This is a genomic window from Rhodococcus sp. NPDC059968, from assembly GCF_042738615.1.
In the GTDB taxonomy this organism is placed as follows: domain Bacteria; phylum Actinomycetota; class Actinomycetes; order Mycobacteriales; family Mycobacteriaceae; genus Rhodococcus_F.
In genome coordinates, this window is the sequence record NZ_JBHWUE010000072.1 from 18572 (window position 1) to 30898 (window position 12327).

10 protein-coding genes are annotated in these 12327 nt (G+C 69.1%); 6 read left to right on the plus strand and 4 right to left on the minus strand.

From position 1 onward, the window contains the following. Positions 1-12 precede the first annotated feature (12 nt). The 4 genes from ACFWAY_RS38540 to ACFWAY_RS38555 are packed head-to-tail and all read left to right on the plus strand — an operon-like array spanning position 13 to position 4631. On the plus strand, positions 13-1524 hold the full coding sequence (locus ACFWAY_RS38540) for an aldehyde dehydrogenase family protein (RefSeq protein WP_378514250.1): 1512 nt from the start codon (positions 13-15) through the stop codon (positions 1522-1524). After that, positions 1521-3122, plus strand: coding sequence for a GMC family oxidoreductase (locus ACFWAY_RS38545; RefSeq protein ID WP_378456000.1), 1602 nt, complete (start codon positions 1521-1523; stop codon positions 3120-3122). Before ACFWAY_RS38540 ends, ACFWAY_RS38545 begins: the two co-directional genes overlap by 4 nt. Positions 3123-3126: 4 nt before the next feature. Next, positions 3127-3618 carry a hypothetical protein gene (locus ACFWAY_RS38550; RefSeq protein WP_378455999.1) on the plus strand — a complete coding sequence of 164 codons (492 nt, stop codon included), beginning with the start codon at positions 3127-3129 and terminating at the stop codon, positions 3616-3618. Next, the gene (locus ACFWAY_RS38555) at positions 3615-4631 is read left to right on the plus strand and encodes an aldo/keto reductase (protein ID WP_378514251.1); all 1017 of its coding nucleotides are present in this window, start codon (positions 3615-3617) and stop codon (positions 4629-4631) included. The genes ACFWAY_RS38550 and ACFWAY_RS38555 overlap by 4 nt, the downstream gene beginning before the upstream one ends. A gap of 7 nt (positions 4632-4638) precedes the next feature. Here ACFWAY_RS38555 and ACFWAY_RS38560 read toward each other — a convergent pair whose 3' ends face one another. Continuing rightward, positions 4639-8136 (minus strand): protein kinase, encoded by a 3498-nt coding sequence (locus tag ACFWAY_RS38560; RefSeq protein ID WP_378514252.1) that lies wholly within the window; start codon positions 8134-8136, stop codon positions 4639-4641. Between the two features lie 69 nt (positions 8137-8205). Here ACFWAY_RS38560 and ACFWAY_RS38565 point away from each other — a divergent pair, with 69 nt between their 5' ends. Next, positions 8206-8877, plus strand: coding sequence for a cyclase family protein (locus ACFWAY_RS38565; protein WP_378514253.1), 672 nt, complete (start codon positions 8206-8208; stop codon positions 8875-8877). A 5-nt stretch (positions 8878-8882) separates the two neighbouring features. Here ACFWAY_RS38565 and ACFWAY_RS38570 read toward each other — a convergent pair whose 3' ends face one another. From ACFWAY_RS38570 to shbA, 3 genes are read right to left on the minus strand one after another with little or no spacing between them, the layout of a single operon-like run. Further along, on the minus strand, positions 8883-9179 hold the full coding sequence (locus ACFWAY_RS38570) for a MoaD/ThiS family protein (RefSeq protein WP_378514254.1): 297 nt from the start codon (positions 9177-9179) through the stop codon (positions 8883-8885). Then, a complete protein-coding gene (locus ACFWAY_RS38575; RefSeq protein ID WP_378455994.1) occupies positions 9176-10273 on the minus strand; it encodes a WD40/YVTN/BNR-like repeat-containing protein in 1098 nt (365 codons plus the stop codon). The genes ACFWAY_RS38570 and ACFWAY_RS38575 overlap by 4 nt, the downstream gene beginning before the upstream one ends. 52 nt (positions 10274-10325) lie before the next feature. After that, entirely contained in the window at positions 10326-10913 is a 588-nt protein-coding gene (gene shbA, locus ACFWAY_RS38580; protein WP_378514255.1) for an RNA polymerase sigma factor ShbA, read from the minus strand. A 169-nt stretch (positions 10914-11082) separates the two neighbouring features. On the opposite strand from shbA, the gene ACFWAY_RS38585 reads away from it, so the two are divergent. Continuing rightward, positions 11083-12270 carry an AAA family ATPase gene (locus ACFWAY_RS38585; RefSeq protein ID WP_378455992.1) on the plus strand — a complete coding sequence of 396 codons (1188 nt, stop codon included), beginning with the start codon at positions 11083-11085 and terminating at the stop codon, positions 12268-12270. Positions 12271-12327 lie beyond the last annotated feature (57 nt).

The following is a 12327-nucleotide window of genomic DNA, read 5'->3' on the forward strand; positions in this document are numbered from 1 at the left end:
GAACTGCCAAAGATGTCGACAGTCGAAGCAACACAGATCCGTAGCTACGGACACTTCATCGGCGGGCGCAGCGTGCCCCCGTCGGAGAACATCATCGAACGGGTCAGTCCGGCCGACGGCCGCGTCGTCGCCACGTTCACCGCGGGCACCCGCGCCGACGCGGTAGCGGCCGTTGCGGTTGCGCGGGACGCCTTCGACGAGGGCGAGTGGCCGCACTGGACCGCGATGGAACGCGGCCGGGCGCTCCTGCGCTGCGCGGGGCTGATGCGCGAGCACGAGGAACGACTCGCCCGGATCGACGCGGAGGAGTCGGGCAAGCCGATCACTCTGGCCCGCGGCGACGTCGGCGCGAGCATCGAGTTGTTCGAGTACGCGGCGGCGCTGGCCATGACGGTGCACGGCGAGGCGCACACCGCGCTCGGCGACGACTGCACCGCCATGGTGGTCCGGGAGCCCGCCGGGGTGGTCGGCATGATCATCCCGTGGAACTTCCCGCTGCTCCTGCTCGCGCAGAAGTTGCCGTTCGCGCTCGGCGCGGGCTGCACGGCGGTGGTGAAGCCGTCCGAGTTCACGTCCGGGACCGCCGTCGAGCTGGCCCGGTTGCTCACCGAGGCCGGTGTCCCCGACGGTGTGGTGAACGTGGTGACGGGCGCGGGTGCCGAGGTCGGTGCCCCGCTCGCGGAGAGCAGTCTGGTCGACATCCTGTCGTTCACCGGGAGCACCGAGACGGGCAAGCGCATCGTCGAGGCCTCGGCGGGCAGCGTCAAGCGACTGTCGATGGAACTGGGCGGTAAGGCCGCCAGCGTCGTGTTCGACGACGCCGACCTCGACGACGCACTCGACGGCGTCCTGTTCGGCGTGTTCTTCAATCAGGGTGAGTGCTGCGTGTCGGGTGCCCGGCTCCTGGTCCAGGACTCGATCGCGGACGCCTTCCTCGCCCGCCTCGTCGAGGCCGCCGGCCGCATCACGGTGGGCGGACCGCTCGACGACGCGAGCGAACTGGGCCCGATGATCGACGCCGGCCACCTCGAGAAGGTGCTCGGGCACATCGACGCGGCGCGGCGGGACGGTGCGACCGTCCTGACCGGCGGTGACCGGCTCGACGGAGAGAATTGGGGAAGCGGGCATTTCGTCGCTCCCACGATCCTCGACGGCGTGGCCGAAGAGTCCGCCGCCTTCCAGGAGGAGATCTTCGGTCCCGTGCTCACCGTCACCCGGTTCAGCGACGTCGACCACGCCATCCGGCTCGCCAACGCCACGGATTACGGACTCGCCGGATCGATCTGGACCAAGAACATCGACAAGGCGCTGCGGGTGGCGAGGGAGATGCGCAGCGGCCGCGTATGGGTGAACACGACCATCGACGGCGCCCCGCAACTGCCTGCCGGCGGCATGAAGCAGAGCGGGTTCGGCCGCGAGATGGGGCAGGCCGGCTTCGACGAGTTCACCGACGTCAAGACCATTCAGATCCGCACCGGACCACGCAAGCGCGTGTTCCCGAACTGGACCGGAGGCAACCGATGAGTGCCACCTACGACTACGTCATCGCGGGCGGCGGCACCGCGGGCTGCGTGCTGGCCGGACGGCTGACCGAGGATCCGACGGTCCGGGTCCTCCTGCTCGAGGCCGGCGGCAACGACCGGCACCCGTTCATCCACGTGCCCGCAGGATTCGCGAAACTGACGGCCAGCAAGTACGACTGGGGCTTCTCGAGCGTCCCCCAGAAACACTGCAACGACCGGGTCATTCCCCTCGCCCAGGGCAAGGTCATCGGCGGTGGCGGTTCGATCAACGCCCAGGTGTTCACCCGCGGCGCGCACGAGGACTACGACGAGTGGGCGCTGAAATACGGCTGCGCGGGATGGTCGTTCGAGGAGATCCAGAAGTACTTCCTCCGGTCCGAGGACAACGAACGGCTGTCGGCGCCGTACCACGGGACCGACGGGCCGCTCGGCGTCTCCGATCCGATCAACCCCCATCCGCTGTCGAAGTCGTTCGTCCAGGCGGGGCAGGAATTCGGGCTGCCGTTCAACGGCGACTTCAACGGCGATCACCAGCACGGCGTCGGCCTCTACCAGACGACCACGAAGAACGCCCGCCGGTGCAGCGCCGCGGTCGCGTACCTCGCACCCGCCAGGAAGCGACCCAACCTGACGGTGCGGGAGAACGTCGCCGTGTCACGGGTGCTGCTCGACGGGGGACGCGCCACCGGGATCGAGGTGCTCACCCCGAACGGTGTGGAGACATTCCGCGCGTCCCGCGAGGTGCTGGTTGCGGCGGGCGCGTTCGGATCGCCCAAGATCCTGCAGCTGTCGGGAATCGGACATCCCGACGACCTCCGGAACGCGAATGTCGAGGTGGCCCATGCCCTTCCCGGTGTCGGCCGGAACCTGCACGATCACTGCGACCTCGACGTCATCTACGAACTCCGTGAATACCAGAGTCTCGACCGGCTGAACCTGATGCGTCCGGCCACGGCCAAGGCGGGACTCGAGTACGCGGCCTTCCGGCGGGGCCCGTTGGCGTCGACGGTCGTCGAGGCCGGTGGGTTCAGTTTCGGGCACGCGGGGGAGTCGATCCCGGATCTGCAGTTCCACTTCCTGCCCGCCGCCGGCGTCGAGGCCGGTGTCGCGGCGGTCCGCCCGGGCTACGGCTGCACACTGAACTCGTACTCGCTGCGGCCCGAGAGCCGGGGTTCGGTGAAGATCAGGTCGAACGACCCCACCGCCCAGCCGCTGATCGACCCGAACTTCCTCGCCACCGACTTCGACCTGGAGTCGAGCATCGAGGGGCTTCGGCAGAGCCGCGAGATCATGGCGCAGTCGTCGATGGCCCGGCACATCAAGGCCGAACATCTGGCCGGCGGTCTGTCGGTGAACACGAAGGACGACTACGTGAAGTTCGTTCGCGCATACGGTCGCACCTCGTACCACCCGGTCGGCACGTGCGCGATGGGCGTCGGCGACGACGCCGTGGTCTCACCGGAACTGAAGGTGATGGGCATCGAGGGTCTGCGGGTGGTCGACTCGTCCGTCATGCCGCGCATCGTCAGTTCCAACACCCAGGCACCCACGGTGATGATCGCCGAGAAGGCGATCGATCTGATCCGTGGGGAAGGATGACCGGATGACCAATTTTTCCGGACTGACCGAGGACGTGGCTCGCGAGGCCGTCGAGCTGGCTCTGCCGTCGATCGAGAACCTCTCCCACGGATCTCCGGGGCATCTCGTCGTGCTCCGGCCAGGCGTCGCCCCATCCGCCGACGCGGAGTTGCCCGTCGTCTACCGCCACAGCTGGGGTGAGGAGAAGGACTGGGCCGGGCCGTACGCCGCGATTGCCGAGTCGAAAGCGCGGATCAGCTGGACCACCGGTCTGCCGTCGCACGCCGTTCAGCAGCTGCATCCCTACCTCTACCAGCAGGGTTGGACCAAATGGGGTGGCAGCGCGGTGGGCGAGGGCGGGCTGGTCGTGGCGTACAGCGGCGACAAGTGGTTCCACGACCAGTTCTACTCGGAGCTCGTCGTCGCGGCGATCAAGCTCGTGTGCCTTCGCGAGATGGATGCCGTGCTGCGCGACCCGAGCACCCTGTTCCTCGGCAACGGAAGTGAGAACTCGTGAAGGTGAACGACACTCGGACGTTCGGACGCGCCTGCTTCGACGTGACCCTGCTCGGCTACGGCGGTGCGCCCGTCGGCAACATCTTCCGGCCGATCCCCGAAGCGGAGGCCCAGGCTCAGATCGTCGAAGCTTGGGACATGGGTGTGCGTTCGTTCGACACCGCACCCATGTACGGGCACGGACTGTCCGAGCACCGGGTGGGCCACGCACTGCTGACGAGGGACCGCGACGACTACGTGTTGTCCACGAAGGTGGGGCGCACGTTGACGCCCGCACCCCGTGGGTCGTTCGACACCGGAATCTGGGTGGACACCCCGCCGTTCCGGGCCGACTTCGACTACTCGTACGACGCGGTCCTGCGGCAGGTGGACGACAGCCTGCAGCGCATGTGCCAGGACAGGTTCGACATCCTCTACGTGCACGACGTCGACCGGTACACGCACGGCGACGCCCAGCCTGCGCGGTTCGCGGAAGCGCTCGAGGGTGCGTTTCCGGCGCTGATCCGGTTGCGGGAGGAGGGCGTGGTCCGGGCAATCGGTGTCGGGGTCAACGAGGCCGACGTCTGCCTCGATGCCCTCGAACGCGTCGATCTCGACTGTGTCCTCCTCGCGGGGAGATACACGTTGCTCGAGCAGGATCCGGTGAAGGACCTGCTGCCGCTCGCGGTGGAGCGCGACGTCGCGATAGTCCTCGGCGGTGTGTTCAATTCGGGCATCCTGGCCACCGGCGCGGTGCCCGGCGCCAAGTTCAACTACCAGCCCGCATCCGAAGAGGTACTGAGCCGGGTGCGCGACATCGAGAAGTTCTGCGAGCGTCATCGGGTTCCCTTGGCGGCCGCCTCGATTCAGTTCGCGGCCGCGCATCCTGCGGTGCGGGAACTTCTGCTGGGCGCACGGAACTGCGAGCAGTCGCGGCAGAACGCGGCCTGGCTCGAACGCCCGATCCCGGCCGAATTCTGGGATGACCTGCGCGCCGCGGGACTGATCCTGGAGGAGGCGCCCACGCCGTCCTGACCGCGGGTCACATCGTGTACGGGGCGGTCGAGTTCTGTAGCTCCTCGAGAAAGTCGGAGGGCACCGTCGCCCAGTCCGGCCGCCACTCGCCGGCCAGCTGATCGGCCCGGAGATCCGCGACCAGAGCGACGACGAAGGGCCCGCCGTCGGGAAGTACGCGGTGAAGTCCTCGCGCCGCGCAGATCGAGGCGACGGAGGCGAGGGTCTGCTTCGCCTCGTCGTCGCGGCCCGCGGCGGCGAGGCACGCCACCCGGAGGCGCTCGGCCAGCAGGTAGGCGCGGTTGCGGCCGGTGCCGGCGAGCCGGTCGGTCCACTCCTGCGCCCAGGTGCACGCCAGCTCGATGTTCTCGCGCGCCCCGGTGGCGAGCAGCATCCGAATCGCGGTGGTCTCCTCGACCTGCGCGACGATCTCGTCGATGCCCGACACCGGGCGTCGCCGGTCTTCGTGCCGGACCGGGGCCGGTGCCCCGAGGGAGGGATGCGGGGTGATGCCGAGCCGCCGGCGTTCGTTCTCGACGCGGGCCCGCAGGCGGGCGAGGGAGTAGGTCTCGGCCACTTCGAGTCCGGCGTGCAGGCGTGTCGTCGCCTCCTCGCGGTTGCCCCGCAGCGCCTTGACGTGAGCGCCGGTGACGAAGCGGGCGACCTTGAAGTCCACTCCGCCGGTCTCCACGGCCAGGGTGTATCCGTCGTCGAGGAGACGTTCGGCTTCTTCGACGTCCCCGCGTTCGTAGAGCACCTCACCGAGCAGCGACCCCGCGAGCCGGGCGGACGGCGCTCTCGGCCCACCCAGTTTCCGGCCGGCTCGGCGGGCCCGCCGGAAACGGTCGACGGCGTCGTCGATGTCGAGCTGCTCGTAGGACGCGACACCCAGATAGCTCTGGCCGTGAACGACGTTGTGCGGTCCCTTGTTCCGCTCGTAGTAGGGCCGGGCCACTTCCTGGATCCTGCGAACCTCCGCGAAGTCGAAGCGGTACACGGCGGCGAACGTCGTGACGTTGAAAGCGGCGCACACCACCCATGGGGCCATGGCCTCCGGCCGCGCCAGACAGTCGGCGGCGAGTTCGTCGATCCGGCCGCTGCGGTCGTTGCGCAGTTCGGCCACCGCACGGACGACGCCCGCCTCCGCCCGCAGATCCGCCGTGTCGCTCGCGCTCGCGCCGCTGTGGTCGAGTGCCCATTCGGCTCGCTCGAGCGCGCGTTCGGCGGCCATGGTCCGGTTCGCCATCGCGTGCGCCCACGCCGTCGTGACCTGCAGCCGGGCGCTTGCGGCGACGAGAATCGGTGGCAGCTTGTCGACTACCGCGGACAACGTCGCCGCCTGGGACTGCTCGAGCAATATCAGTCCGTCGGCTTCGACGAGTTCCACGGCGCGTTGCTCCTCGCCGCCGGCGATGGCGTGGTCGACGGCCTCGCGGAGCAGGCTGTGGTCGCAGAACCATCGGGACGCGACGCGGTGCAGTTCCCGGACGCGGTCGGGTTGGTCGCGTTCGAGCCGGCGGCGCAGGAACTCGGCGAACAGGGTGTGGTAGCGGAACCACGTTCGCTCGTCGTCGATGTGGCGCAGGAACAGGTCCCGGTCCTCGGCGGCCTCGAGCATCGCCTGCCCACGCGCGGTGTCTGCGAGGGCGCCGGCGAGGCTGCCGCACGTGCGTTCGGTGATCGAGGTGGCCAGCAGGAAGTCGAGCATCTCGGGTTCGAGGGTGTCGAGGACGTTCTCGGCGAGAAATTCGCCGATCGCGTGGTGGCGGCCGGACAGTCCGGCGATCAGCTCGGATGGGTCCGCTCGCCCGCGCAGCGACAGCGACGCCAGTTGGAGGGCCGCCACCCACCCATCGGTGGATTCGCGGAGTTCGGTCACGTCCTCGCTGTCGAGGGGCAGGCCACCGAGGTCGACGAGGAACGACCGGGCTTCGGAATCGTCGAAACGCAGTTCGGAGTAGTCGATTTCGACGAGTTCGTCCTTGACGCGCATGCGGCTCATCGGCAACCCGGCCCTGGTTCGGCTCGTTACCACGACCTGCAGGTGGTGACACCCGTTGTCGAGGAGGAACTCCAGGGCGGCGATCGTCGCGGGCTCGGACACGCGCTGCCAGTCGTCGATGATCAGGGCGATCCGTTCGCCGCTCTCGTGGATCTGATTGACGAGCGAGGTGAGCACGTAGCGTTCGGCCTCGTCGTCGTGCTCTTCGAGAACCTGGCCGAGTTCCTTGGCCAGGTTGGGACGCACGCGGCGGATCGCCTCGATGAGGTGTGCGACGAACCAGACCACGTTGTCGTCGTCGCTGTCGACGGTGAGCCATGCGACTGCCACACCCTCGTCGGCGAGGACGTTCCGCCACTGGGCTGCCAGGGTGCTCTTGCCGAATCCGGTGGGGCCGTGGATGACGGTCAACAGGCGTCGGCGTCCGGCCCGCAGCAGGTCGATCAACCGGTTCCGCTCGACGAGCTGCCGGGTCGCGGCGGGCGGCCGGAACCGGGTGGCCGGCGCGGGCGGCGGCGTCGACGCGTATCGCGCCCGTCCCGTCGTGGAGGTCCGGAACGGTCCGGAGATGGTCGAGACCGCTCCGGGTGCGGAATCCTCGAGGTGGTGGACCCCGGCGTCGACGGGCATCGCCATCTCGTCCACGGCCAATCCGTGGTGGCGTTCGACCTCCCGCAGTTCGTCTCCGAACGCGGCGGCGGACGCGGGGCGATCCTCCGGTTTACCGGACATCGCCCGCTGGATCACGGCGCTGAGGTCCTCGGGGAAACCCTCGCTCCGCAGGTCCGGGACGGGTTGGGTGGTGATGCGCAGGAACTGCGCGATCACCTCCTCGCCGTTGTGCCGTTCGAAGGCCGCGTGCCCGGTGATCGCACTGAACAGGGTCGCGCCGAGGCTGTACACGTCGGAGGCGGCGGTCGGGGTCCGCCCCGACAGCACCTCGGGGGCGGTGAATGCGGGGGAGCCGGTGACCGTGCCCGCCGTCGTTTCGAACGCCCCCGACATCCGCGCGATCCCGAAATCGGTGAGCTGCGGTTCGCCGTACTCCGTGAGCAGGATGTTTCCCGGTTTGACGTCCCGGTGAAGGATGCCCACCCGGTGCGCGGTTTCGAGTGCACCGGCGAGTTTCACCCCGATACGCGCGGCGTCGCTCCAGGGGATGGGCCCGCGCCTGCGGATCTGCGCGTCCAGCGAATCGTGGGGATGGAACTGCATCACGATGTACGGCCGGCCGGTGTCGGTCGTTCCGACCTGCATGATGTTGACGATGTGCGGGTGGCCGCTCAGCCGGCCCATGGCGCGCTGCTCCCGCAGGAACCGCTCGAGGTTCTCCGCATCGAGCGCCGCGGTGAGGACCTTGACCGCCACGGTTCGGTCGAGTTCCGGTTGCGCACACCGATAGACCACCCCGAACCCACCGTGCCCGATCTCCCTGGCGTCCTCGAGACCGACTGCGGACAGCTCGGCGGTGAGGGTTTTCGACACCGACTCACGCTGGGTGGCGAGCGGGTCAAAATCGGTCATTCCACCACCTCTTCGCTCGTCATCGAGCATATCGCGGTACGGGTGACCCCGAGGCCGGACAATCGAGCGATGCCACACGTGCGGAGAATCGTGGATCTGTCACACACCATCGGGCCGGGGATGCAGGTGTATCCCGGCGATCCGGTGCCGACGCTGATCCGGCACTGCACCCTCGAGCGCGACGGCTACAACGTGCTGGACGTCAGGATCGGTTCGCAGTCCGGGACGCACGTCGACGCCCCGGCGCATCTGAAGGCGGGGGCCGCGACCGTCGAACGGCTGGCACTGGAGCTGTTCGTCGGCCGAGGCGTCGTGTTCGACCTGCGCGAGCTCGTTGCGCGGCAGCGGATTACCCGCGAACTGATCACGTCCCGGGCGGACGACGTCGCGCCGGGCGACATCGCCGTGTTCCATACCGGGTGGTCTCGCCACTACGGCACGGATGCCTACTACTCGCATCCGTTCCTGGACCCCGCGGCGTGCGCACTGCTGCTCGACCGGGGAGTGCGGACGTTCTGCCTCGATGCCCCGAGCATCGACGAGACACCGGACGGGGAACACATCGACGCCGGATACCCGGTTCACCATCTGATCGCGGACGCCGGCGGAGTGATCGGCGAAAATCTGTGCCGGCTCGACCGGATCGACTTCCCCGACCCGCTCCTCAGCCTCCTGCCGATCGCCCTGGAGGCCGGCGACGGAGCCCCTACCCGGGCAGTGGCGATGGAGCTGGTCGAATAGCGCGCTCAGCCGCCGGCCACGGACTGCAGGATCTGCAGTTCCTGCCCGGGCGTCACCGCGGTGCCGACGCCGCCGAGGAGCCGGACGTCCTCGCCGTCCACGTAGACGTTGACGTACCGCCGCAGGGCGCCGGTCTCGTCGCGAATCCGGCGGCCGAGAATCGGGAACTCGCCCGCGAGGACGTCGAGCACGTGGGACACCGTCGAGGCGGAGTCGAGGGGTACGTGCACGGACCGTTCCCCGCCGACGATCGAAGCCAGTGCCCGCGGAACCCGCACGGTCACGCCCACGCCCTCGCTCATGATCCGATCGCCGCGGCCCGCACACACAGGACGTCGGGCAGGTGCGCCGCGACCGTGCCGAACGAGGCGCCCTCGTCGGCGCTCCCGTAGACCTCGCCGCCGCGCGTGCCGAAATACACGCCGACCGGGTCTCCGGTGTCCACTGCGGCGGCGTCGCGGAGCACCACGTTGTAGTCGCGTTCCGGCAGCCCGCTGTCGAGGCGGGTCCAGCTGTTCCCGGCGTCCTCGCTCCGGTAGACGGCCAACCGGCCGTCGGGTGGGATCCGTTTGCCGTCCGCCTCGATCGGAACGACCCAGATGGTTCCCTCGCGGCGGGGGTGGGTGAGCATCACGAACCCGAAGTCCGTCGGCAGCCCGTCCGCGATCGATTTCCACGTGTCGCCGCTGTCGTCGGAGCGGTAGACGCCGTGATGGTTCTGGGCGTACAGCCGGTCGGGGGTGACGGCGTCGCGGGCGATCTTGTGGACGCACTGGCCGAACTCCGGGTTCGGGTCGGGCAGGAAGTACGCCGTGATCCCGGTGTTGCGCGGCTCCCAGGTCGCGCCCCCGTCCGTGGTGCGGTAGACACCGCCGGTGCTCATCGCGACGTGCACCGTGTTCTCGTCCCGTGGATGAGGTACGACGGAATGTGCTGCGGCGCCGCCGTATCCGGCTCCCCACTCCGGCCGGTGCGGATGGTCCCACAGTCCGCGTTCGAGGTCGAAATGCTCGCCGCCGTCGGCCGACCGCCACACCGAGATGGGTTCGCACCCCGCCCACACGACGCCCGGACGGTCGTCCGTGTCGGGCCGGAGCTGCCACACCCGCTCGAGCGCGGCGCCGTCTCCGTCGCCGAAGCGGATGGCGCCGTCGTCCGGTTCGGTCCAGGTGGCACCCAGGTCGTCGGAGTGTGCGACGGTGGGACCCCAGTGCTCGGACCGGACCCCGACCAGAATCCGGGTGCGCCCACTCCGCGTGTCGATCCCGATACTCGGAATCTCGTTCATCAGGAAGTGCGGGCCAGCCAGCGACCAGGTGGCGCGGTCGCGGCTGGTGGCCAGCCACAGGCCCTTCTTCGTTCCGATCGCGACCAGGACTGTGTCGGGTGCGCTCATGAATCCATCGGACCACTCCGCCCCGCAGTTGGCAACGACGGGGCGGGAACTCTCAGCGGGCAGGCCCGTGCCCGATCCTCGCCCGCAGGTGGCTCAGTGCCCGGTGCTGGGCGACGCGGACGGCGCCCGGCGTGGTGTCCAGGACCCGTGCGGTCTGCTCGGCCGACATTCCCACGATGACGCGCATGAAGAGGATCTGCTGGTGCCGGACCGGAAGGGTCTCGACGAGCTGCCCCATCTCGCCGCGCAGTTCGCGGCGCAGGACGTGCAGCTCGGGGCCGTCCTCGACGTCCACCACGTGATGTGCGGCAGCGCCGCGCGCGGTGGTCGGTGCCGACAACCGGGTGGCGCGGCGCCGCGCGTCGGACACCTTGTGCGCTGCGATGCCGAAGATGAACGACAGCAACGACTTCCCCTGGTTCTCGTACGTCCGCAGGGCGCTCATCAACGCGAGGCACACGTCCTGGGTGACGTCGTCCGCGGTGGCGTGCGGATGATCCACCGACTCGAGCCGGCTCGTGCAGTAGCGGTGCACGAGCGGGTGCGCGATGCGGAGAACCTCTTCGACGGCGTCTTCGTCGCCCGTCGCGGCGTACGGCGCGAGTCGTTCCAACTCGGCTCTGGCGTCCAACTCGATCATGGTGTTCTCCCTGTTCCTGCGGCTGCATCCAGCCTCGGGGGAACGCGCGATCGTCGATAGGCACCGCAGGGTGCGGAAGTCACCACCCCGGCTACGACTTCATAGCGGGATCTAGGACACGCGCTAGATGAGCGCAGATTCGGCAACAGAGGTTGTTACCTTCGTGGCCATGGACCCTGTCCGTAACCCCTATGCGCCCGGCGCGGGGCAACGCCCGCCGGAGCTCGCGGGACGAACCAGGCAGCTCGACGCGTTCGACGTGGTGCTCGAGCGGATCTCGCGCGCTCGACCGGAACGCAGTGTGATGCTGACAGGTCTGCGCGGCGTGGGGAAGACGGTCCTGCTGAACCACCTGCGGTCGGCCGCCATCTCGCGGCGGTGGGGAACGGGGAAGATCGAGGCCCGCCCGGATCAGGATCTGCGGAGGCCGCTGTCGTCGGCGCTGCACATGGCGGTTCGGGAGATCGCGGGCTCGCATCGCGACCCCGACCGGGTGGAGGAGTTCCTCGGCGTCCTGAAATCGTTCGCCCTGCGTGCGACGGCCGACAAGGGCATGCGGGAGCGGTGGCAGCCCGGCATCGACGCCCCCGCGGTGAAGGGTCGCGCCGATTCCGGGGACATCGAGATCGACCTGGTGGAACTGCTGCTCGACGCGTCGTCCCTGGCCCGCGACGTCGGGGTCGGGATCGCGCTGTTCATCGACGAGATGCAGGACCTCGGCGCCGCGGACGTCTCGGCGGTGTGCGGGGCCTGCCACGAGCTCAGCCAGGACGCGGCGCCGCTGATCGTGGTCGGAGCCGGACTGCCGCACCTGCCCGCGGTGCTCTCGGCGTCCAAGAGCTACTCGGAGCGGCTGTTCAGCTACCACCGCATCGACCGGCTGGACCGGGTGTCCGCCGACCGGGCATTGATCGCGCCCGCCGAGCGGGAGGACGTGAAGTTCACGGACGAGGCGCTCGACGCGTTGTACGCCGCCGCCGACGGCTACCCCTATTTCGTCCAGGCCTACGGCAAGGCGACGTGGGACGTGGCCGCGGCCAGCCCGATCACCGAGGAGGACGTGCGGGTCGCCGCGCCGACCGCGGAGGAGGAACTCGCGGTCGGGTTCTTCGGATCACGGTACGAGCGCGCGACGCCGGCCGAGCGGGAGTACATGCGGGCGATGGCCGACCTCTCCGGGGACGACGGACCGGTCGCCACGTCGGCGATCGCCTCCGAGCTCGGCCGCAAACCCGCGTCGCTGTCACCGGCGCGGGACGGGCTGATCAAGAAGGGCCTGATCTACTCGGCCGAGCGCGGGTCGATCGGATTCACCGTGCCGCACTTCGGCAAGTACCTGCGCGCGCAGAACGACTAGCAGAATCTAGCTCTCTCTACGGATTTGCCTAGATTGCCGAAGATTGTCCTGTCGAGT